This window comes from Limnohabitans sp., from assembly GCF_046052825.1.
In the GTDB taxonomy this organism is placed as follows: Bacteria; Pseudomonadota; Gammaproteobacteria; order Burkholderiales; family Burkholderiaceae_C; genus Limnohabitans.
Genome location: NZ_JAVLFP010000026.1, coordinates 68,022 through 89,600, shown reverse-complemented (window position 1 = coordinate 89,600; position 21,579 = coordinate 68,022). Strand labels below are relative to the sequence as shown.

The window sequence follows — 21,579 nt, the reverse complement described above, 5'->3', positions numbered from 1 at the left end:
GTTGATCAACACAGTGGTTGGAAAATCCGGTAAGTCCTTGAATTGATGGAGATTTTTATGAACGCCAAAAACCCAGTCGCCGACAGCGAAAAAGCCAAAGCCCTCCAAGTCGCCTTGGCACAAATTGAAAAACAATTTGGCAAAGGCACCATCATGCGCCTGGGCGAAGGCGAAGTGATCGACGACATCCAAGTGGTGTCCACAGGCTCTTTGGGCTTGGACATTGCGTTGGGCGTGGGCGGTTTGCCGCGTGGACGCGTGATCGAAATCTACGGCCCAGAGTCATCCGGCAAAACCACCTTGACCTTGCAAGTGATCGCCGAAATGCAAAAGCAAGCCGGCACCTGTGCCTTTGTGGACGCCGAGCACGCCTTGGATGTGCAGTACGCGCAAAAACTGGGCGTCAACTTGCAAGAACTGTTGATCAGCCAACCCGACACCGGTGAGCAAGCGCTGGAAATCGTCGACAGCTTGGTGCGTTCTGGCGCCGTGGACTTGGTGGTGATTGACTCGGTGGCGGCCCTCACCCCCAAAGCGGAACTCGAAGGTGACATGGGCGACTCGCTGCCCGGCCTGCAAGCGCGTTTGATGAGCCAAGCCTTGCGCAAGCTCACCGCCTCGATCAAGAAAACCAATTGCACCGTGATCTTCATCAACCAAATTCGTATGAAGATCGGTGTGATGTTTGGCTCGCCTGAAACCACCACCGGCGGCAACGCGCTCAAGTTCTACGCCTCGGTGCGTTTGGACATTCGCCGCACCGGCACCATCAAAAAGGGTGAAGAGGCCATCGGCAACGAGACCAAGGTCAAAGTGGTGAAGAACAAAGTGGCACCTCCGTTCAGAACCGCAGCGTTTGACATCTTGTTTGGTGAGGGCATCAGCCGTCACGGCGAAATCATCGACATGGGTGTCGAAGCCAAGATCATTGACAAATCAGGTGCTTGGTACGCTTACCAAGGCGAAAAAATTGGCCAAGGCCGCGACAACGCACGCGAGTTTTTGCGTGAGAACCCGGCCCTGTCTTACGAAATTGAAAACAAGGTGCGCGATTCTTTGGGCATTCCGTTGTTGGCCGAAGCCATTGACAGCAAAGAAGTTGCAGCCTGAGGCAAGAGGTGTCGCAGGTGAATCCTGAGGCCGATTCGACCAAAGACCGCAAGGTGATTGGTTTTCAGCCGTCGCTCAAGGGCCGAGCGCTGCGTCTGCTGTCGCAGCGCGAGCATTCACGCCAAGAGTTGGAGCGCAAGCTCAAAGTATTTGAAGAGCATCCTGGTGAATTAGCCCAGGCCTTGGACTTTTTACAAGCCAAAGGCTTCATCAACGAGCAGCGTGTGGTGGAGTCGCTGGTGAATCGGCGTTCGAGCAAGCTCGGTGCATCCCGGGTGCGTCAAGAATTGCAAGCCAAAGGATTGCCTGCAGAGGCGATTGCTGAGGCGGTGCAAGACTTGCGCAGCACCGAGCTTGAGCGGGCCCGTGAGGTGTGGCGAAAAAAATTCGGCAACCCGCCCAGCGATGTGGCGGCACGCGCCAAACAAATTCGTTTTTTGGTGAGTCGGGGCTTTGCCCCGGAAGTCGTCAAGCGGGTGGTGGCTGGGGCCCAAGACGAGTGAGAGGTCGAATGCCTGGGGGTTTGGTCAAACCCCCAGCATCAATTGCAGGTTTTGCACCGCAGCACCGCTGGCACCTTTGCCCAAATTGTCCAAGCGCGCGATCAGCACCGCGTGCCGATGGGCCTCGTTGGCAAATACCCGAATCTCTAATTGGTTGGTGTCGTTGAGCGCCGTGGCATCGAGCTTGCCGTTGTCGGTGGCTGGATGCACGCTGACCCAGCTGTCCGTGCTGGTGCCGTAGTGCTTGACCAGGGCTTCGTGCAGGTCGCCCGCTTGGGGCTTGCCGGGCAGCAGGTCCAAGTGAAGTGGCACTTGCACCAGCATGCCTTGACGGAAGTTCCCGACCGAAGGCACAAAAATGGGCCGACGCGTCAGTCCGGCATAAGCCATGATTTCAGGCAAGTGCTTGTGCTCTAACCCGAGCGCATAGGCCTCAAACAGAGGGGCTCGGCCTGCTTCGTAGTCTTCGATCATGCTGCGGCCACCCCCCGAGTAGCCACTGACAGAAGGCAGCGTCAAGGGAAAGTCTGCCGGCACCCAGCCAGCATCCACCAAGGGGCGCAACACGGCAATGGCGCCCGTGGCGTAGCAACCCGGGTTGGCCACGCGGCTGGCTTGGGTCACCGCGTCACGTTGGCCTGCAGCCAATTCAGGAAAACCGTACACCCAGCCGGGTGCGACGCGATGTGCGGTCGACGCGTCAATGATCTTGGGTCGGTGGCCGCTCAGGCTGTCAATCATGGCCACGGAGTCGCGGGCCGCGTCATCGTGCAAGCACAAAATGACCAGATCAACCTGTGCCATCAGAGCGCGCTTGGCCTCTGGATCTTTGCGCAAGCCGGGGTCAATGCTGACCAACTCAATCTGGGGCATCAGAGCCAATCGCTCGCGAATTTGAAGCCCGGTGGTGCCGGCTTCGCCGTCGATGAAAACTTTGGCCATACGTTGAATGATGCGAATGAGTGCAAAAAGGAGTGCCTTTGACGCGGCGTAAGCCAAATCTAAGGTTGACGCAAAGCAGCATGATACATTTGTGAGTGCTATGTCTGTAACCCAAATCTACCGATTCCGAAGAGAGATCTCATGAAGATTCACGAGTACCAAGGCAAGGAAATCTTGCGTCAATTTGGCGTGCCTGTACCCCGCGGCATTCCAGCATTCACCGTTCAAGAGGCGGTGGAAGCCGCTCAAAAACTGGGCGGCCCTGTGTGGGTGGTGAAAGCTCAAATTCACGCAGGCGGCCGCGGCAAAGGCGGCGGCGTGAAAGTGGCTAAAACCATTGACGACGTCAAGCGTTTGGCCGGCGAGATCTTGGGCATGCAGCTCAAAACCCACCAGACTGGCCCCGAAGGCCAAAAGGTGCGACGTCTCTACATCGAAGACGGTGCCGACATCCACAAAGAATATTACGTGTCGGTGGTGACCGACCGTGCCACGCAAAAGATTGCCTTCATCGCGTCCAGCGAAGGTGGCATGGACATTGAGGAAGTGGCCCACAGCACGCCAGAAAAAATCATCACCGAGTTCATCGACCCGCTGACCGGTTTGGGCGATGCACAAGCCAAAAAGATCGCAGACGCCATTGGCATGCCAGCGGATTCCACCGCCCAAGCGGTCGACATCTTCAAAAAGCTCTTCCAGTGCTACATGGAGACCGACGCGTCCCTGGTTGAAATCAACCCCTTGAACCGTGACAGCAAAGGCCAGGTGATGGCGTTGGATGCGAAGTTCAACTTTGACGCCAACGCCTTGTTCCGCCATCCCGAAATCGTGGCTTACCGCGATTTGGACGAAGAAGATCCGGCCGAAGTCGAAGCCTCGAAATTCGATTTGGCCTACATCTCTTTGGACGGCAACATCGGTTGCTTGGTCAACGGCGCAGGCTTGGCCATGGCCACCATGGACACCATCAAATTGTTTGGCGGCGAGCCAGCCAACTTCCTTGACGTGGGCGGTGGCGCGACCGCCGAGAAGGTCACCGAAGCCTTCAAGATCATGTTGAAAAACCCGCATGTCAAAGGCATCTTGGTCAACATCTTTGGCGGCATCATGAAGTGCGACACCATTGCCAGCGGCGTGATCACCGCGTGCAAGGCGGTCAATTTGTCCGTGCCATTGGTGGTGCGCATGAAGGGCACCAACGATGCCTTGGGCAAGCAAATGCTGGCGGACTCTGGTTTGCCCATCATTTCTGCAGACACCATGGCCGAAGCCGCGACGCAAATCGTCGCCGCCGTTAAATAATGACTGTGTGAGGCGTCGCTTCGCGCGCCGTCTCCAACTGACCAGGACAAATACATGTCAATCTATATCAACAAAGACACCAAAGTCATCACCCAAGGCATCACCGGCAAAACCGGTCAGTTCCACACTGAAAAATGCATTGAATACGCCAACGGCAAAAACTGTTTCGTGGCAGGTGTGAACCCTAAAAAAGCCGGCGAAAAGATTTTCGACGTGCCAATTTTTGCCTCGGTCAAAGAAGCCGCACACAACACCGGCGCCACCGTGTCGGTGATTTATGTGCCGCCAGCAGGAGCCGCCGCTGCCATTTGGGAAGCTGTGGAAGCCGACCTGGACTTGGCCATCTGTATCACCGAAGGCATTCCTGTTCGCGACATGCTCGAAGTGCGCAACAAGATGAAAGCCAAAGAAGCTGCCGGCGGTAAGAAAACACTGCTGCTGGGCCCCAACTGCCCGGGTCTGATCACCCCCGACGAAATCAAGATCGGCATCATGCCGGGTCACATCCATCGCAAAGGCCGCATTGGCGTGGTGTCCCGTTCGGGCACCTTGACCTACGAAGCCGTGGCGATGCTGACCGAAGTGGGCTTGGGCCAGTCCAGCGCCGTGGGCATTGGTGGCGACCCCATCAATGGCTTGAAGCACATCGATGTGATGCAGGCATTCAACGACGATCCTGATACCGATGCCGTCATCATGATTGGCGAAATCGGTGGTCCTGACGAGGCCGACGCCGCCCGCTGGTGCAAAGCCAACATGAAAAAGCCCATCGTGGGTTTCATTGCCGGTGTGACCGCGCCTCCCGGCAAGCGCATGGGCCACGCCGGGGCTTTGATCTCTGGCGGTGCCGATACGGCCGATGCCAAGCTCGCCATCATGGAAGAGTGCGGCTTCATCGTCACGCGCAATCCCTCCGAGTTGGGCAAGCTGCTCAAAGCGCAGCTCAAGTGAGGTCTGCTGCATAAGCAGTAATACCAACGGGCCCGCTTTGTCGGGCCCGTTACACTTTGTGGCTTTCAAAGTTGCGACATGACGCCGTCTTGTCGCCCCATAACGACAACGGAGCCACCGCATGGACTTTCTGCAAACTTTTCAAAACCCCGACTTTGTGGTCGGTCTGCTGAAAATCATTTGGATCAACATCCTTTTGTCTGGGGACAACGCCGTGGTGATCGCATTGGCCGCCCGCGGTCTGCCACCTGATCAGCAAAAGAAAGCCATTTTCTTTGGCTCCGGTGCAGCTGTGGTCTTGCGCATTGGCTTGACCATCGTGGCCGCTTGGCTGCTGGAGTTGCAAGGTCTGCAAATCATCGGCGGTCTGTTGTTGTTGTGGATCGGCGCGCAATTGCTGGCCGATGAAGAAGAAGGCGAAGATGAAGGCCAAGACCAGTCCAATTTGATGACCGCAGTGCGCACCATTTTGATTGCCGACCTCGTGATGAGCTTGGACAACGTGATCGGTGTGGCCGCAGCCGCCAAAGGCGACCAACTGTTGTTGATCATCGGTTTGGCCATCAGCATTCCGTTGGTGATTTTTGGCAGCTCCATGATGATCAAGCTGATGGAGCGTTTCCCGGCCATCATCACCTTGGGTGCGGCCTTGATTGGCTGGGTGGGTGGCGAAACAGTGGCCAGCGACGTGCTGCTGCGCGACTTTGCTGCTGAAAACCACTGGTTCCACATGGCTGCTGCCACGGCCGGCGCGGTGATTGTGCTGGCTTGGGGCAAGTTGATTGAACTCAAGCACCAATCCAAACCCGCAGAAGAAGCCTAATTTTCTGGTTCTGAGCCACACGGCGAGCGGTGTTTTCACCGCTCGCTTTTTTTTGAACCTCTGCATGTGATCGTGAGACCCACGCGGTACCTAGAATCCAATCCCCGTTGTTGAACGACACCCCCCCGCAGGAGTTTTTATGAAGCACATGGCACAAAAAGGGTTCACCCTCATTGAGTTGATGATTGTGATTGCCATTGTGGGCATCTTGGCCTCAGTGGCATTGCCGGCCTACCAAGACTATGTGGTGCGCGCGCGTGTGGCAGAAGGATTTGGTTTGGCCACTGCAGCCAAAACCACCGTGCTCGATGTCGTCAACAGCGGCAACGTGGCCAGCAACGCCAACGGGTACCAAGGCGACTATGTCTCTCCGGCCGCGACCAAGAACATCAGCAGCATTGCGATTGGCAAAGACACCGGCGCCATCACCATCACCACCACCCAAGCGGCAGGGGCAGGTACTTTGCTCCTGGTGCCTTACACACAGTCGGGCACCACCGTGTCTGGCTTGCCCGCCAGCACGGCCACCAGCACCACTGTTTCGGGTGCCGTGTTGTGGAAGTGTTTGGCCAAAGGGGCCTCGACATTTGCGGGCGTGAGCGTGGCTGACAACGCCTTAGAGACCAAGTACGTGCCCAGTGATTGCAAGTGATCCGTCACGCACCACAACACAAGGCGCCTAGGCGCCTTTTTTCATGGCCACGGCTTGTTGGAAAATGACTCCCCATGTCTCTTCAATCACCGACTGCTGCTGCGCTGTGCGCGCGCAATGCCTTGCTTGTGGCTTGCCTTTTGCTGCCGTGGCTCAACCCGTTTGCCATCAGTCCTTCTACAGCGGTCATGCCCTTGTTGCTGAGCTGGATGGCTGCGGCTTGTGTGTGCTTGTTGGTGCTTGACCTGCCACAGCACACCCAACCCCAGCGCCGCGTGGCGGTTCGGGTTTGGGGCGCGGTGTTGTTGGCCGTGCTTGTGATCGCCTCGGTCTTGTGGGTCCCGCAAGTCATAGACCCTGCCCTGACCTTGGGTTTGTTGGCTGCGTTGGTCTGTATGGCCTTGATGGCCCGTGTGGGCTTGCATGTGGCGTGGCGAGGCAATGGGTTGGTGGTGTGGGTGGCAGCGGCTTGGGTGCTGGCTGCCAGCATCAGCAGCGTCTTGGGTGTCTTGCAATATTTGGGCTTGGCGCATGACTTGGCACCGTGGGTGAACCAGCCCTTGCCTGGTGACGCATTTGCCAATTTGCGTCAACGCAATCAGTTTGCAAGCCTCACCAGCATCGGCCTTGTTGCGGGCTTGGCATGGCTGGCTGATCTGGCGCATCGCGGGCCGATCCAGCCCCGTGTGCAAGTCATGGCGTGGCTGGTTCTGAACTTATTGGCTGCGGGAGTCGCGTGCTCGGTTTCCCGCACAGGCGCGCTGCAATGGCTCACCATTGGGATGCTGGGCGCGGGGTGGGCGTGGAGAGCCTGTCGGCAGGGAGCGCGCGCGCAAAAAGTGGTGCTGGTCGCCGCATGCCTGGCGCCGGTTTCGGTGGCTCTGTGGTCCTTGCTGATGCCTTGGGTAGCCACGCAGGTGACGGGCCATGTGGGCGCCAGCATGTTGCTGCGCGTCGCGGGGCAAGCACAAGACTATGGTGTGTGTGGCAGTCGCGGTGTGTTGTGGTCCAACATGGTCACCTTGATTGCGCAGCGCCCATGGCTGGGTTGGGGTTGGGGCGAGACAGATTTTGCACACTTCATGACCGCGTATCCCAGCACACGCTTTTGCGACATGCTCGACAACGCCCACAACTTGCCCCTGCATCTGGCCGTGGAGCTGGGGCTGCCGTTGGCCGTGTTGTTGCTAGGGATGGGCGTGCTGTGGGTGCTGCGGCGTCGACCTTGGCGCGAGCCAGACGCCTGGCGCAGCATGGCGTGGGGCGTGCTGTGGGTCATTGGGTTGCACAGCTTGGTGGAATATCCCTTGTGGTACGGACCCTTCCAAATGACGGCCGGGTTGGCTGTGGGTTTGTTGTGGTGTCATGCACCCGCGGCAGGCAGGCCTCCCGCAGAGGTGGCGCACCGCGTGCCTTCACCACGCGCTCAACTGGTGGCCATCTCTGTGGCTTGCGCCTTGTTTTTGGGGTGCTTGTACGCGGCATGGGATTTCAACCGGGTGGCGCAAATTTACCGAGCCCCAGCACAACGCGATGCGCTCTACCGGGATGACCCGATGCAGCATGCCAGTGCCTCATGGTTGTTTCGCAACCAAGCAGAATTTGCCAAACTCACCACGCAAGACGTCAGCGCCGACAATGCCCAAGAAGTGTTTGACTTGGCCGCGCGCGTGATGCACTACTCGCCAGAACCACGCGTGGTCCAGCGCTGGATCGACAGCGCCAAATCACTGGGCCAAGACGACTTGGCCAACACCTTGAGCGAACGCTTGCACGCGGCGCAGCAAAATGCCCACCCTTGAATGGATCACCCCATGACAACGCCTTCAGCCACGATCTCTGCCATTGTCATCACCCGCAACGAAGGGCATAACTTGGAAGAATGCCTGTCGTCTTTGAAAAACTGGGTGAATGAAATTGTGGTGGTCGACAGCCAAAGCGCCGACGACACCGTGAACATTGCCAAGCGGTTCGGCGCCATCGTGTCGCAACCGGCCGATTGGCCGGGCTTTGGCCCACAAAAAAACCGGGCCTTGGCTTTGGCTACTTGTGAGTGGGTGCTGTCGATCGATGCCGATGAGCGCGTGCCACCTGAACTGGCGGCAGAAATTCAAGACATCTTGATGCACAACCCCCAAAACACCGCCTATGAAATTCCGCGCCTGTCCTGGTATTGCGGCAAGTTCATGCGCCATGGTGGTTGGCACCCCGACTTTGTGTTGCGGCTGTTCCGGCGCGGCAGTGCGGCATTCAGCCAAGATTTGGTGCACGAAAAAATTGTGACCCAAGCCAAGGTGCAGGCCTTGAACACGTCTTTGCTGCATTACAGCTTTCGCACCTTCAGCCAAGTGCTCGACAAAGTGGACCGCTATTCCAGCGCGTCGGCCCAACAGCTGTATGCACGGGGCAAAACATCGAGTGTTGGCAAAGCTGTCCGGCATGGCTTGTGGGCCTTCATCCGAACCTATGTGTTCAAAGCCGCGTGGCGCGATGGCCCGCAAGGCTTGGCCTTGGCCGTTTCCAACGCCGAAGGCACGTATTACCGCTACCTCAAACTGTGGTTGATCCAACAAGAAAGAGGCCCATGCCAACCCCCGCATTGATCACCGTCGTCTTGGCCACCTACAACTGGCCGCAGGCCCTGGACTTGTGCTTGCAGTCGTTGGCGCAACAGCAAGACACCCACTTTGAAGTGGTCATCGCCGACGATGGTTCGACCCCTGACACGACCGATCTCATTGCGCGTCACCAGGCGCACTTTCCTGTGCCCTTGCAGCATGTGTGGCAGCCCGATGCAGGCTTTCGCAAAGCCAAGATCCTCAACCAAGCCATCGCGGCCACACGTGGCGACTACCTGGTGTTTTTAGATGGCGACTGTTTGGTTCAACCGGACTTCATGGCCCAACACCGCCGCCTCGCGCAAGTCGGTGCCATGGTCACCGGCAGCCGCATCTTGCTCGCACCCGCCTTGACCCAGACCTTGTGTGCCGCTGGTGTGTGGGACTACGCAGCCTTCAGTCGACAGGCTTGGCGACTGCGTCTTCAGGGGCAAATGAACAAGTGCTTGCCCTTGAGGGTGAAGCTGCCAGACCTGGCAACACGCTTGTATAAAAAATTTGTTTGGAGCCGTATCAAGGGCTGCAACATGAGCGCTTGGCGAGACGATGTGCAGCACATCGGCGGCTTTGACGAATCACTGGAAGGCTGGGGTCACGAAGACGCGGACTTTGTCTTTCGCCTTCAACAAGCGGGCGTGTTGCGCAAATCGGGCAGCTGGGCCACCGAGGTTTTGCACCTGTGGCACAAGACCGCCAGTCAAGAAAGTGCCGCCAAGAATGCGGCCATTGTGCGGGCCAAAATTTTGCAAAAACGCACACAGCACTAAACCGCAGGCCACACCAAATCTTTGTAGGCGCCAACTCTAAACTTGAGATAAACGACAAAATTCCGATACCAAACATTGCGCTCACACAAAGAGAGCGCGCAAAATAGTGAACGTATTTGGCACCTTTATTTCGATCATGAATAAATTCTCAAAAAAATTGCACAATTTAAAACGTAGGCTTGGCCGTAAACTTGCTGGAAGTAATCCCCACGATTTAGCCTGGCTTCTATGTTCTGGCAAAGGCTTAGAGATTGGCGCAAGAAGTAACCCCTATCCTTTTGTTGGTTCGGTCGTGCAATATGCAGATATTGGAGACGATCTCGTCATAAGAAAAATAGCAGAGCAAATTGATTCAACTGTAAAAAGCCAAAAGTACACAATCGTTGATTACATACTGACAGGCCCTAAATATGGTTTTGAAGGTATCAGCGAACAAATCTTCGACTTTGTCTTTTCGGACAACGTGCTTGAGCACACGCCAAATCCTATTTATGCACTCAGCGAGCAATTCCGAATTTTAAAACCTGGTGGCATTATTTACTGCGTAATTCCTAATAAAAAAACCACTTTCGACCACAAGCGGAGCGCAACCAAACTGGAAGTAATCGTTAGAAAATTTGCTGAAGATATATTTGATCATGAAATAGAAGAAGCGATGGACGTCATCCTGAATACAGAGGGGCATCCTGCAGCGCTCTGGCAAGTGGCAGAACAACTGAAGCTTGCCGAAAAAATGGTCGCGTCCAAAGACGGCGGAGCTCATTATTTTGTTTTTGATGAGAGCAATACGTTGTCACTCATTCACTATTTGCTTCAACTATTCCCCGGCTACTTAGAGCATTTTTCTTCACCTCAAGGCAAGAATATACATTTTGCAATTCGGAAAATGTAATGACTCCAACTGCGGATATCCGCCTGAATCAATGGCTCGACTTGTCGTCATGCTTTTGTAACAAGCGCGCATCGGTGATGGTCATGCCTCTGTCGGAGGTTTTGCTCAACACGCGCTGAATAAATCCTGCTCTTTATACAATGAAAACCTTGTTTTTATTCTTCTTCGTACATCTTATTTTGTGATCACCAATTCTGACCATTCAACAGAGAAGCATTTTGAGCCGAAGTAAGTGTCAGAGGATATCTACAAGACGTGTTTATCCAACGTGAGGTACATCGTTGAACTGGAGGTTCGCGAGTTCAAAAAAATTCGCACACCCTCGTACTCAAGCCGCTACATAACTCCCCGACTTACCGCCGTGCTTTTCTAGCAAGCGCACATCGGTGATGGTCATGCCCCGGTCGACCGCTTTGCACATGTCGTAGATGGTGAGTAGGGCCACTTGCACGGCGGTCAGGGCTTCCATCTCGACGCCAGTTTGGCCCACGGTTTCGACCGTGGCCATGCAGGCAATGCTGTGCGTCGTGTCATCCAGTTCAAAGGTCACGGCGACGCGCGTCAAAGCCAGCGGGTGACACAGTGGAATCAGGTCACTTGTTTTCTTGGCGGCTTGAATGCCCGCAATGCGTGCGATGCCCAACACGTCCCCTTTTTTGGCCGTGCCGTTTTGAACCAGTGCCAACGTGGCGGGCAGCATGTGGATGCGTCCGCCTGCAATACCCACGCGGTGCGTGTGAGCCTTGTCGGCCACATCGACCATATGGGCTTGGCCTTGGCCGTCAAAGTGTGTGAGGGTAGACATGGGCAAATTCACTGGGGGTTAACATGACAGGCGCATCATACGACCCAGCCTTTCACTCTCCGCGACCATGCCTTCACTCGCTTCTCTTGTTGCTTCTGTTTACCGCGTTGGGTGGCGCCGTGTGGGTGTCTTCAGTCTGTGCATGAGTTTGGGGCTGCCCGTGAACCCCGCGCTGGCTCAAAGCGCGATGACCCGCTTGCCCAACTTGGGCGACGGCGCAGAGCTTGCGTTGGGCGTTGAGCGGCGTTTGGGTGAGAGCATTGCGCGCGAAATTTACCGCGACCCCGATTACCTCGACGACCCCGTGCTGGGGGACTACTTGCAGTCCATCTGGCAAGTGCTGTTGAACTCCGCCAGGCAACGTGGCGAACTCACCCCAGAGTTGGAGCAACAATTTGCTTGGCAAGTGGCGCTGATTCGTGACCGAAGCATCAACGCGTTTGCTTTGCCGGGTGGCTACTTGGGCGTCCATTTGGGTTTGATTTCTGCTGTGGCCAGTCCCGATGAGTTGGCCTCGGTGCTGGCGCACGAACTCAGCCACGTCACCCAGCGACACATTGCCCGCATGATGGCGCAGCAAGGGCGGCAAGGTCCGATGGTGGTGGCCGCCATGATCTTGGGCATGCTCGCGGCCAGCCGAACGCCCTCGGCCAGCGGCATGAGTGCGGCCAATGCCGTCATGGTGGGCGGCTCGGCCGCAGCCATGCAAAGCCAGTTGAATTTTTCGCGCGACATGGAGCGTGAGGCCGACCGCATCGGCTATGGGGTGATGACGGGCGCAGGTTTTGAGCCCCAAGGCTTTGTCACCATGTTTGAGAAATTGCAACAAGCCTCGCGTTTGAATGACAACGGCTCTTTTCCCTACTTGCGCAGCCACCCCATGACCAACGAGCGCATCGCCGATGCGCAAGCGCGCCAACAGCTGCTGCCCTTTCGCCCGCCGCTGGCCTTGCGTGCGGTGCATGCCATGATGGCTGCGCGTGCCCAGGTGATGACGGGACTGGGTGTGGATGCGTTGCGAGCCATCAGCGCGCAGGGCACAGACCACAACTTGGCTGCGGCACCGCAGGCCAAGCAAGCCGGTGCGTTGTATGGCGCGACCTTGGCCGATATGAAGTTGCGTGAGTGGTCCTCTGCCAAACAGCACATGGCCCGCTTGCAAGCGCTGCGCGAATCAGACGCCCCGGCGGCGTATGCCGTGCGCTTGCTCGGGGTTGAACTGGCCTTGGCCATGGGTGACGCAGCGCAAGCGCTGGGCGTGATCGAGCCCAAAGTCCGCGTGCTGGCCATGGACGACCGCGCAGGGCATTTGCTGCTGGCGCAGAGTCGTTTGGCCACCCAGCAAACGGCGCAAGCCAAAGTCGCCAGTCAAGAGCTGATGCTCTGGCTCAGCCTGCGTCCACGCGATGCGTTGGCTTGGCAGTTGTTGGCAGCGGCTTACGAACAGCAAGGCGATGGCTTGCGCGCCATCCGTGCGCAGGCCGAGGCGCGTGCCATGGAGTTGGATTACCCGGCTGCGGTCGACCGCTTCAAAGCGGCCCAGGAACTGTCCAGGAGCTTGGCTCGTGAGGGGCGCTTGGACCGCGCCGGTCACATGGAGGCATCGATCATCGATGCCCGCTTACGCCAGTTAGAGGGGCTGCGGCGGGAACAAGCGCTCGAGCGCTGAGTCGATCACGATGCCAAACGCGGAGTAGACCAAAGAGCCCAGCAACGCGGCACCAAAGCCTTGCACTTGGAAGCCGTCCAAGATGCCCGCCACCGCCCAAAACATCAGGGCGTTGATGACAAACAAAAACAAACCCAGCGTGACCACCGTGACGGGGAATGTCAGCACCACCAAGATGGGTCGTACGATCAAGTTGAACAAACCGATGACCAGGGCCGCCACCAAGGCGGCGCCAAAGCCAGTGACTTCAACCCCGCTGTAGAGATGGGTCAGTGCCAACAGCGACAGCGCGTGGAGTAACCAAGAAAAAATAAGCTTCATGTCAGGCCAGCATAGCATCCCGGCTATCATCCACACCCCTCGCAGCCCCCGTTTATTAGGTAGCAAACTCTAGCGCCATGTCAGGCATCCACATCACCGACATTGAAGCGGCCATCAATTTCTGGCGCGACAAAAAACCCTCTCCCGATGGCGTCACGCTGGCACCCGAAATTCGCGCGCTGGCGCAGGTCTACGCCTTGATGGTGTACCACCACGAGGACGTCGCGGCTGTGAAAGGCTTTCCGGTCAAGGCTTATGACGCGTGGTTGACCTGGTACCACAGCACGCCTGACACCCCGTGCATTGCCATCTGCTCCACCAGCCAAGGTGACCCCGAATGCAAAGGCTGTGGGCGAACCTTTGACGAGGTGCAGTACTGGACCGAAATGTCACCCGCTGACAAGCGCAGCACGTGGCGTCGCATCCGCATCATCGGCACCTCATGGCGCTTCAACAAATACGCTGAGCGCGCGGCAGAGAACGCAGGCGCAAGAGCCGCCTCTTGAGCCGATGCACGCTGGGTTCAGTTGCCAGCAGGGTTTATTTCCAGCGCTCGCACTCAATGTCAACGGTGGTCTTGCCATTGCTCATCATCACCACACCCTCTTGAACCGTGGCTTGCAACTGCATGCTGCGCTCGGCCAGCTTGGCCAACTCTTGCGAGGCCGCACTGGGGATGCGCCACACCTGCAAGGTGCTGGGTTTGATGAGTTTGTTTTGCATGGTGCGCCACCACACCTCGCCTGAGCTGGAGAACACATACAACATCACCTGGTCGGCTTTGCTGCAAGCTTTGAGCAGTGGTTTTTCTTCGGGTTGGCCGACCTCGATCCACAGCCGCGTGCGACCGGTGTAGTCGCGCAGCATCACGTCGGGCTCGTTGGGGTCAGACAGGCCTGCGCCAAAGCCCAGCACGCCGTCGCCATTGCACATGTCTTGCAATTGATGGGCTTGCAGTGACAGCGCCACCAAACGAACCATCATGCGTTCGTCGGTCTCGCTCGGGTGGCGCGCCAAGGTGAGCGCGTGGTCGGCGTAGTAGCCGTGGTCAATGTCGGCGATCTGAACGTTCGCCTTGAAGATGGTGGATTTGATGGCCATGGTGTGTGCGTCGCTCAGACGCGGCGGGCCAGCTCTGCCGCCTTGCCCACGTAGCTGCCCGGGGTCATGGCCAACAGGCGGTCAATCTCAGGCTGTGGAATTTCCAGCGAGCGAATCAACCCATGCAGGGCTTCGGGGGTCACGGTTTTGCCACGCGTCACCTCTTTGAGCTTTTCATACGCACCTTGCACGCCATAGCGGCGCATCACGGTTTGAATGGGCTCGGCCAGCACTTCCCAGGCCGCGTCCAGGTCTGCATCCAGCGCTTCGCGGTTGAGCTCCAGTTTGTTCAAGCCCACATGCAGCGATTGATACGCCAATGCCGCATAGCCCAGCGCCACGCCCATGTTGCGCAACACCGTGGAGTCGGTCAAATCGCGCTGCCAGCGGCTGATGGGCAACTTCTCGCTCAGGTGTTTGAGCAAAGCGTTGGCCAGGCCCAAGTTGCCTTCGGCGTTTTCAAAATCAATCGGGTTGACTTTGTGCGGCATGGTCGACGAGCCAATCTCGCCCGCCTTCAAGCGCTGTTTGAAATAGCCCAAGGACACATAGCCCCAGACATCGCGTGACCAGTCGATCAAGATGGTGTTGGCACGCGCCACCGCATCGAACAATTCGGCCATGTAGTCGTGCGGTTCGATCTGGATGCTGTAGGGCTGAAACGTCAGTCCCAAGCCCATAGGCTCGGGTGTTTCCACCACACGGCGGCTGAAGGCTTCCCAGTCCACATCGGGCCAGGCGCTTAAGTGGGCGTTGTAGTTGCCCACCGCGCCGTTCATCTTGGCCATCATCGGCACGGCGGCTATGCGCGCGCGCACCGTTTGCAAACGCATCACCACGTTGGCCACTTCTTTGCCCACGGTGGTGGGGCTGGCGGTCTGGCCATGGGTGCGGCTCAGCATGGGCACATCGGCGTAGGTGTGGGCCATCTCGCGCAGCTTGGCGATCAAGCCGTCCAGGCCGGGCAGCACCACCTGGTCGCGGCTGGCCTTGAGTTGCAAGGCGTGGCTGGTGTTGTTGATGTCTTCGCTGGTGCAAGCAAAGTGCACAAACTCAGCAGCGGCTTCGAGTTCGGCGTGGCCTTTGAATTGGTTCTTGATCCAGTACTCCACCGCCTTCACGTCGTGGTTGGTGGTCTTTTCAATCTCTTTGATGGCCAAAGCGTCTTCGGTGGAAAACTGGCTCACCAAGCCCAGCAAGTGGCTGCGGGCCGCGGCGCTCAAGGGCTTGAACTCATCAAAGCCTGCGTCGCTCAAGGCGATGAACCAGGCGATTTCGACTTGCACGCGGCGGTGCATATAGCCTTGCTCGCTCATCAAAGGACGCAGGGCGGAGAGTTTGGCGGCGTATCGGCCGTCCAGCGGCGACAAGGCCGTGACTTGGGTAATGCTCATCCTCAGATTTTAGGTGCTGGGGGATTGGATGGGATATCCATGCGCCGAGGGTGCTTTGCGTGACTGCCGATCTGTGTGGTCGGTAAAGCGCGCTCAGAGCCTCGTTAAAATTCGCGCTTCGAAATAACTTTGCCACGTATGAAACTCATCGGCGCCATCACCAGTCCTTACGTGCGTAAAGTGCGCATCGTCATGGCTGAGAAAAAACTGGACTACCAGTTTTTGCTTGAAGACGTCTGGTCCGCCGACACGCAGATCACACAAGCCAATCCCTTAGGCAAAGTGCCATGTTTGATCATGGAAGGTGGCGAGGCCTTGTTTGACTCGCGCGTCATCGTCGAATATGTCGACACCTTGTCCCCCGTGGGCAAACTCATTCCCTCCGGTGGGCGTGATCGGGCTGAGGTCAAAACTTGGGAGGCCTTGGCCGATGGTTTGCTGGATGCCGCCATCTTGGCCCGCTTGGAGGCCCATTGGCCGGGACGCGCCGAAGGTGAGCGCAGCCAAGCTTGGATTGAGCGTCAGATGAAAAAAATCGACGACTGCCTCACGGCCATGGAACGTGCTTTGGCCGAGCGCACCTACTGCATGGGCATTCACATGAGCTTGGCCGACATCGCCGTGGGTTGTGCTTTGGGTTATTTGGATTTTCGTTTTGCCTACATCGATTGGCGCAGTGACCATCCCAGTCTGGCCGCCTTGTTTGAGCGTTTGGCACAACGCCCCAGTTTTCAAGACACACGGCCCGCTTGACAGCGCCGTGAGACTGCCTGAGCCCAGACCCGCTGCAGCGGGTCTTTTTCTTTCAGGTGTTGGCGCGGCGTTTGAGCCAGCGCATCAATGCGCCCACTGCCGGTAATTTTTCGTACAGCTCTTCAGCGGCGTCCCAGTAGTCACGGTGCACGCCCACGCGCCATGTGCCGTGTTCTTCGCGCAGTACCAAATGACTGGCGCCGCGGATGGTCTGCGGTGTGCCACGCGCAAAGTTGCGAAACTCAAAGCTGAAATCCCAGGTCACACAACATTGCGCGCCTTGTTGCACACACTGGGTGATGACAAAGCGTGGCGCATGCAGGGTCTCAAACATGTGTTCAAAAATGGCTTGAATGGCGGGCACACCCGTCACCTCGTTGAACGGGTCTTTGAAGTGGGCATCGTGGCAGTACAGCGCCGCGAGTTGCGTCAGATCCTCCGGTTTCAGCTGTTCAAAAAAACGCACCACGCGTGCCAGGGCGGCTTCGTGCGTGTCGAGTGTGGTTTGTGGGGTTGGCATGGGCGTCTCACATGCCCGTGGCACGGTGCACGATGGCAAAGTACCACCGGTAGGGCAACAGGCGCAACAGCTTGAGCCAGCGCGTGAAGCGCTTGGGAAAGTGGATCTCAAACAAGCCTTTAGCCCAGCCGTGCAGCATGGCCTGAGCCGCTTGTTCGGGGCTGATCATGGCCGGCATCTTGAAGGTGTTTTGTGCGGTCAGAGGCGTGGCGACAAAGCCAGGGTGGATCACGCTCACGCCAAGGCCTTGGGACGCCAGGTCCATGTAGAGGGCCTCGGCCAAGTGCGTCAATGCAGCCTTGGTGGGGCCATAGGCCAAGCTCTGGGGCAATCCACGGTAGCCAGCCACGCTGGAAATCAAACTCACGTGACCATGGCCTTGTTGCAGCAAGCTTGGCAGCACGGCGTCGAGCATGTGCAGCGCACCGGTGTAGTTGACCGCTTGGTGGCGCAGCATTTCTGGCAGCGAATAGTGTGTGGCGCGCACCGCTTTGTAATAGCCCGCGCAGTAGATCACCACGTCAAGACCCTGCAAGGTGTGCACTTGCTGCGCCACCTGCCGCGTGGCCGGTGCATCGGTCACATCCAAGGTGAAGGCATGTGCGCCCGGGTGGGACAGAACAAACTGCGTCAACAAATCACTTTGCCGCGCGGACACCACCACACGTGCCCCTGCCGCATGCAGCGCATGCGCTGTGGCCAAACCGATGCCGCTGGACGCCCCAATCAGCCACACGCTGCGGCCTGACCAATCGGTGATGGGTGGGTTCATCGCTTGCATCTCACCCTCTGCGTTGGAACGACAAGGTCACGTCACCCAAGTGCAGGCCCCATTTGGTCATGCGTGCTTTGTTCAGCATGACATGGGGGGTCATCAGGTACATCCAGTCGTCCATCTGCACGTGCCAGACCTGGCCGTCGACCGGGAGCGCCAAGGTGTAGCCCCAACGAAAGCTGTTGCCACGGGTCTGACCTTGGGCCGTGCCCACCACGTCGCCTGCGGTGCCGCTGTAGGCGCCGTTGCCGAGGTGTTGCAATCGCCAAATGCGTTTGTCGCGGGTGCCATCCGAATACACAAAATCTTCGTCCAGCACACCGTTGTCGCCTTGCCATTGGCAGTTCATCACCACGGTGAAGCGCTTGACCACTTGCCCATTGCGGTCGGTGAACACGCCCCAGGCGTCCACCCTGCCGTTGAAATAGTCACGCAAGTCCAGCAGCGGGCGTTCGTTGGTGTAATCGTCCACGCTCGGGCCCGCGCAGCCCACTAAGCTGGCGGCACCCACCAGTGTTCCCGTGCCACTCAGCAACAGTTGTCGTCGGTTCATCATGTCAGTTCTCCTGCAACACGTGGCGCAGCGTCCACAAACGCCACGCCGCCAAAAATTTCAACCCACACGGCAACACGCCGTAAGCCAGCGTCAAAGCCCACAGGCCAGATGCATTGTGCGCCCCCGGTGTGTAACCCAGCAATTGCAAGGCGGGCAAGCTCAAACCTGCGGCCACGGCCAGGTTGAGTTTGGTGGCCACTTGCCACCACCCCAGATAGCGACCTTCGCGCGTACCGCTGTCCCCTGCACGCTGAATCACACCGGTCAATAAAGCGCCGGGCACCACCAGGTCGGCGCCAAGCGCCAAACCCGACAAGGCGCAAATCACGCCAAAGCCAAGCAAGTCCCCCGCCTCCAAACCCACGGTCCACATGAACACGCCCATGGCCAAGGCCATGCCCATGCCCCAGGCACGTAGCAGGCCCACGCGGCGCACCACCCAAAGCCACAGCGGGAGCGAGACCGCCGCCGCCACAAAGTACGCGCCCAAATAGCGCGCTTCATAGCCGCTGGGCGCTTGCAGTTGGTCTTGGATGAAGAACATCACCAAGGTGGCGGGCACAGCGCTGGCAATGCCGTTGAGCACAAACACTTGCAGCAGCGCACGAAACACCGGGCGTTGCATCGGCGAAATTTCGCTGTCGGATACCCCAAGGCCGTTGTGGGGGGGGTGGACGGGGAACGGTGCTGCGCGCCACAACCACCCGCCCAGCGCGAGCGCCAAGGTCAACACGACCACCAGTGCCTGGGCATCCAGCCAAGGGGTCAAGACCGATGCCAGCACCACACCCAGCAAGCCCAATCCTTCGCGCCACGCCACGATGCGGCTTTGTTGCAGGGTGTGCCCACCCAGCCGTGTGCCCCAGGACTGCAAGGTCAAGTTCAGACACGTCGCACCCAAATACGCCAGCACCAAACACACGGCGGCCATGGGCAGCACGGTCGCAGGCGTGACGGCCAGGCCCAGCAGGCCCAACCCGACGTCGGGCAACCACAGGCCCGCAAAACCCAGCGCCAACAGGCCACACAACATGCCAGTGCGCTCCAGCACCTTGGGCATGCCGTGGGCAAACCAGCCATCACATCGTGCCCCCAGCCAGGGGTCAAGCAACGCATCCAGGGCGCGAACGGTCAACAGCAGCGCGCCCAAGCTGGCCAATGGCACGCCCCATGCAGTGGCATAGCGGTGAGGCAGCATCACATACAAAGGCAGGCTGACAAAGGCCAACGGCATCGCCATCCAACTCAGACGCAGCCACGCCATCTTGCGCCACACCGAGGTGAGCCAGCTGTTTGTCACAGCGCCGCGCCAGCCAGCAACTGTTGACGCAACACCGGTTGCGAGCTTTGAGGTGAGAGCCAAATGCCAAAAAAGCGGCGCGCAAACTCGGTGTCTTGAATCACGCCCAGGGCTTGGCCTTGGTGCCAAAACTGCGCACCCGATTCGGGCAGGTAGGCGCTGGTGAGGGTCTCGCCCTTGCGCACATTGGGCATCAGCGCCAGCAAGCTTTGGCGCCAGGCCGTGGTTTGTTCGGCGCTCAGTGGGCGCTGGCTTTGTATTTCGTCGATCGAACGTTGCGCGATGTCGCGGCCTTGAAAGTCGCGCAAATAGCGCAGCTCCAACACCAGACGCTGCGTGGCCCAATCGGTGGGTGAAAACGTGGCACTGTTGGCCCAGAGTCTGGCGTGGTAGACCTCAAACCCCCAGTAGGTCAAGCGGTGCTCACCCACCAAACGAGGGTTGCCCAGCAGGGGGCGCAGTTGTTGCAGCGTTTGTGCCAGCAACTCTTTGTGGGAGGTGCTGTCTTGGGCACGCACGAACCCAGCGGGGCAGGCACAAGACAGCAAGGTCATGAGCCAGCGCCTGCGCTGCATCACAGCTTCTCCAGCGTGTACTGAACCACGTCGGTGTTGGCTTGCTCAAAGGCGGCTTCGCAATACGCCAGGTAGAAATCCCAAATGCGCACAAAGCGTTCGTCAAAGCCCAAGGCCAACACGCGGGACTGATCGGCCAAGAAGGCGTGCCGCCAACGGCGCAGGGTTTCGGCGTAGTCGAGGCCAAAGGCCATCTCATCCACGACACGCAAGCCCGCTTGGGCGGCGTGGGCGCGGAACTCACGTGGGCACGGCAAACAGCCGCCGGGGAAGATGTACTGCTGAATGAAGTCGGTGCTTTTGACATAACGGTCAAACAGCGCATCGTCGATCACGATGGTCTGGATACACGCCTTGCCACCGGGTTTGAGCAGCCGCTGCACGGTGTCAAAGTAAGTGGGCCAATATTCTTGGCCTACGGCTTCGAGCATCTCGATGGAGCAAATGGCGTCGTAGGGGCCGTCGTCGATGTCGCGGTAGTCTTGCAGGCGCAAGTCGCTGCTGCCGGCCAAGCCTAAGCGTTGCATGCGTGCTTGGGCGTAGGCCAGTTGCTCATGGCTCAGGGTGACCCCATGCATGCGGGCGCCGAATTCGAGGCCGCCCATCTCAGCCAAAGCACCCCAGCCGCAGCCGATCTCCATCACCCGGTCACCGGGTTGGGCTTGCACCATGCACAAGGCGCGGTGCACTTTGGCGTTTTGCGCTTGCGACAAATCTTGGCTGCGGTCATCGCCAAACCAGGCCGATGAGTAGTTCATGGTCGGGTCCAACCACAGCTGGTAAAACGGATTGCCCAAGTCGTAATGGGCATGGATGTTTTTGGCGCTGTTGCGCTTGGTGTTACGGTGGAGCAAATGCCGAACGCGGTAAACCAAACGACCCAGCCAATGGCCATAAATCAGATCATCCATTTCACGCCGGTTGGCCACCAGCAACTGCAGCAGGGCGGGCAAGTCAGGGGTGGTCCAGTCGCCCGCGATGAAGCCCTCTGCAAACCCAATGTCACCCGATTTGATGGCCTCGCTCAAGGGCTTGAAGTTGTGCAGGTGCAGCTGTGCCTGCAGGCCGCCCGCATCGTGGGCGCCAAAGTGGGTGCTGCTGCCGTCGGGCCACGACACACGCAAGTGGCCGTGGCGCAGTTTGTCCAGCATGGCCACAGCTCGGCGGGCGCTGGCGGGCATATCGACGGTCTGCGGCGAGACGGGCTCAGAGTTGGAAGAAGAGGTGGTGTTCATGGTGCTTGGGGGCAT

24 protein-coding genes are annotated in these 21,579 nt (G+C 58.3%); 13 read left to right on the top strand and 11 right to left on the bottom strand.

Going from position 1 to position 21,579, the window contains the following annotated elements; all coding sequences use genetic code 11:
• Window positions 1-57: 57 nt before the first annotated feature.
• On the top strand, window positions 58-1,110 hold the full coding sequence (recA, locus tag ACKWJN_RS03495; protein ID WP_408594549.1) for a recombinase RecA: 1,053 nt from the start codon (window positions 58-60) through the stop codon (window positions 1,108-1,110).
• 8 nt (window positions 1,111-1,118) lie between these two features.
• Window positions 1,119-1,613 (top strand): recombination regulator RecX, encoded by a 495-nt coding sequence (gene recX / locus ACKWJN_RS03490; RefSeq protein ID WP_408594547.1) that lies wholly within the window; start codon window positions 1,119-1,121, stop codon window positions 1,611-1,613.
• 24 nt (window positions 1,614-1,637) lie between these two features.
• Here the strand turns inward: recX and argC are convergent, their stop codons facing one another.
• Window positions 1,638-2,555, bottom strand: a complete 918-nt coding sequence (gene argC / locus ACKWJN_RS03485) for an N-acetyl-gamma-glutamyl-phosphate reductase (protein WP_408594546.1) — start codon at window positions 2,553-2,555, stop codon at window positions 1,638-1,640.
• 141 nt (window positions 2,556-2,696) lie between these two features.
• Here argC and sucC point away from each other — a divergent pair, with 141 nt between their 5' ends.
• The 8 genes from sucC to ACKWJN_RS03445 all read left to right on the top strand — a co-directional run bounded on the left by sucC (window position 2,697) and on the right by ACKWJN_RS03445 (window position 10,560).
• Window positions 2,697-3,857: an ADP-forming succinate--CoA ligase subunit beta gene (gene sucC / locus ACKWJN_RS03480; protein WP_408594544.1), complete on the top strand. Its 1,161-nt coding sequence runs from the start codon at window positions 2,697-2,699 to the stop codon at window positions 3,855-3,857.
• A 54-nt stretch (window positions 3,858-3,911) separates the two neighbouring features.
• A complete protein-coding gene (gene sucD, locus ACKWJN_RS03475; protein WP_408594542.1) occupies window positions 3,912-4,808 on the top strand; it encodes a succinate--CoA ligase subunit alpha in 897 nt (298 codons plus the stop codon).
• Between the two features lie 130 nt (window positions 4,809-4,938).
• The gene (locus ACKWJN_RS03470; protein WP_408594610.1) at window positions 4,939-5,631 is read left to right on the top strand and encodes a TerC family protein; all 693 of its coding nucleotides are present in this window, start codon (window positions 4,939-4,941) and stop codon (window positions 5,629-5,631) included.
• Window positions 5,632-5,779: 148 nt separating this feature from the next.
• Window positions 5,780-6,283 (top strand): pilin, encoded by a 504-nt coding sequence (locus tag ACKWJN_RS03465; protein WP_408594608.1) that lies wholly within the window; start codon window positions 5,780-5,782, stop codon window positions 6,281-6,283.
• 74 nt (window positions 6,284-6,357) lie between these two features.
• On the top strand, window positions 6,358-8,085 hold the full coding sequence (locus ACKWJN_RS03460; RefSeq protein WP_408594540.1) for a Wzy polymerase domain-containing protein: 1,728 nt from the start codon (window positions 6,358-6,360) through the stop codon (window positions 8,083-8,085).
• A gap of 12 nt (window positions 8,086-8,097) precedes the next feature.
• Window positions 8,098-8,886, top strand: a complete 789-nt coding sequence (locus ACKWJN_RS03455; RefSeq protein WP_408594538.1) for a glycosyltransferase family 2 protein — start codon at window positions 8,098-8,100, stop codon at window positions 8,884-8,886.
• On the top strand, window positions 8,868-9,668 hold the full coding sequence (locus tag ACKWJN_RS03450) for a glycosyltransferase family 2 protein (RefSeq protein WP_408594536.1): 801 nt from the start codon (window positions 8,868-8,870) through the stop codon (window positions 9,666-9,668). The genes ACKWJN_RS03455 and ACKWJN_RS03450 overlap by 19 nt, the downstream gene beginning before the upstream one ends.
• Window positions 9,669-9,804: 136 nt before the next feature.
• Window positions 9,805-10,560: a methyltransferase domain-containing protein gene (locus ACKWJN_RS03445; RefSeq protein ID WP_408594534.1), complete on the top strand. Its 756-nt coding sequence runs from the start codon at window positions 9,805-9,807 to the stop codon at window positions 10,558-10,560.
• Window positions 10,561-10,888: 328 nt separating this feature from the next.
• Here ACKWJN_RS03445 and moaC read toward each other — a convergent pair whose 3' ends face one another.
• Complete coding sequence (gene moaC / locus ACKWJN_RS03440) at window positions 10,889-11,365, bottom strand: cyclic pyranopterin monophosphate synthase MoaC (RefSeq protein ID WP_408594532.1); 477 nt, start codon at window positions 11,363-11,365, stop codon at window positions 10,889-10,891.
• A gap of 67 nt (window positions 11,366-11,432) precedes the next feature.
• On the opposite strand from moaC, the gene ACKWJN_RS03435 reads away from it, so the two are divergent.
• Window positions 11,433-13,034 carry a M48 family metalloprotease gene (locus ACKWJN_RS03435; RefSeq protein ID WP_408594530.1) on the top strand — a complete coding sequence of 534 codons (1,602 nt, stop codon included), beginning with the start codon at window positions 11,433-11,435 and terminating at the stop codon, window positions 13,032-13,034.
• On the opposite strand, the gene ACKWJN_RS03430 is transcribed toward ACKWJN_RS03435, so the two are convergent.
• On the bottom strand, window positions 12,996-13,355 hold the full coding sequence (locus tag ACKWJN_RS03430; RefSeq protein WP_408594529.1) for a phage holin family protein: 360 nt from the start codon (window positions 13,353-13,355) through the stop codon (window positions 12,996-12,998). The two genes, ACKWJN_RS03435 and ACKWJN_RS03430, sit on opposite strands and share 39 nt — an antisense overlap.
• Before the next feature lie 77 nt (window positions 13,356-13,432).
• Here ACKWJN_RS03430 and ACKWJN_RS03425 point away from each other — a divergent pair, with 77 nt between their 5' ends.
• Entirely contained in the window at window positions 13,433-13,861 is a 429-nt protein-coding gene (locus ACKWJN_RS03425; protein ID WP_408594527.1) for a DUF3717 domain-containing protein, read from the top strand.
• 34 nt (window positions 13,862-13,895) lie between these two features.
• Here the strand turns inward: ACKWJN_RS03425 and ACKWJN_RS03420 are convergent, their stop codons facing one another.
• Window positions 13,896-14,456, bottom strand: a complete 561-nt coding sequence (locus ACKWJN_RS03420; protein WP_408594525.1) for a YaeQ family protein — start codon at window positions 14,454-14,456, stop codon at window positions 13,896-13,898.
• Between the two features lie 14 nt (window positions 14,457-14,470).
• Window positions 14,471-15,850 carry an adenylosuccinate lyase gene (gene purB, locus ACKWJN_RS03415; RefSeq protein ID WP_408594523.1) on the bottom strand — a complete coding sequence of 460 codons (1,380 nt, stop codon included), beginning with the start codon at window positions 15,848-15,850 and terminating at the stop codon, window positions 14,471-14,473.
• A gap of 138 nt (window positions 15,851-15,988) precedes the next feature.
• On the opposite strand from purB, the gene ACKWJN_RS03410 reads away from it, so the two are divergent.
• Window positions 15,989-16,603 carry a glutathione S-transferase family protein gene (locus ACKWJN_RS03410; protein ID WP_408594522.1) on the top strand — a complete coding sequence of 205 codons (615 nt, stop codon included), beginning with the start codon at window positions 15,989-15,991 and terminating at the stop codon, window positions 16,601-16,603.
• 52 nt (window positions 16,604-16,655) lie between these two features.
• Here ACKWJN_RS03410 and ACKWJN_RS03405 read toward each other — a convergent pair whose 3' ends face one another.
• Genes ACKWJN_RS03405 through ACKWJN_RS03380 form a run of 6 tightly spaced genes read right to left on the bottom strand, consistent with a single transcriptional unit; the run spans window position 16,656 to window position 21,564 of the window.
• A complete protein-coding gene (locus ACKWJN_RS03405) occupies window positions 16,656-17,123 on the bottom strand; it encodes a nuclear transport factor 2 family protein (protein ID WP_408594520.1) in 468 nt (155 codons plus the stop codon).
• Window positions 17,124-17,130: 7 nt separating this feature from the next.
• Window positions 17,131-17,904: an SDR family NAD(P)-dependent oxidoreductase gene (locus ACKWJN_RS03400; protein ID WP_408594518.1), complete on the bottom strand. Its 774-nt coding sequence runs from the start codon at window positions 17,902-17,904 to the stop codon at window positions 17,131-17,133.
• Window position 17,905: 1 nt separating this feature from the next.
• On the bottom strand, window positions 17,906-18,454 hold the full coding sequence (locus ACKWJN_RS03395; protein WP_408594516.1) for a DUF3833 domain-containing protein: 549 nt from the start codon (window positions 18,452-18,454) through the stop codon (window positions 17,906-17,908).
• A 1-nt stretch (window position 18,455) separates the two neighbouring features.
• The gene (locus ACKWJN_RS03390) at window positions 18,456-19,754 is read right to left on the bottom strand and encodes an MFS transporter (RefSeq protein WP_408594514.1); all 1,299 of its coding nucleotides are present in this window, start codon (window positions 19,752-19,754) and stop codon (window positions 18,456-18,458) included.
• The gene (locus ACKWJN_RS03385; RefSeq protein WP_408594513.1) at window positions 19,751-20,329 is read right to left on the bottom strand and encodes a chalcone isomerase family protein; all 579 of its coding nucleotides are present in this window, start codon (window positions 20,327-20,329) and stop codon (window positions 19,751-19,753) included. The genes ACKWJN_RS03390 and ACKWJN_RS03385 overlap by 4 nt, the downstream gene beginning before the upstream one ends.
• Complete coding sequence (locus ACKWJN_RS03380) at window positions 20,329-21,564, bottom strand: class I SAM-dependent methyltransferase (RefSeq protein ID WP_408594511.1); 1,236 nt, start codon at window positions 21,562-21,564, stop codon at window positions 20,329-20,331. Before ACKWJN_RS03380 ends, ACKWJN_RS03385 begins: the two co-directional genes overlap by 1 nt.
• Between the last annotated feature and the right edge of the window lie 15 nt (window positions 21,565-21,579).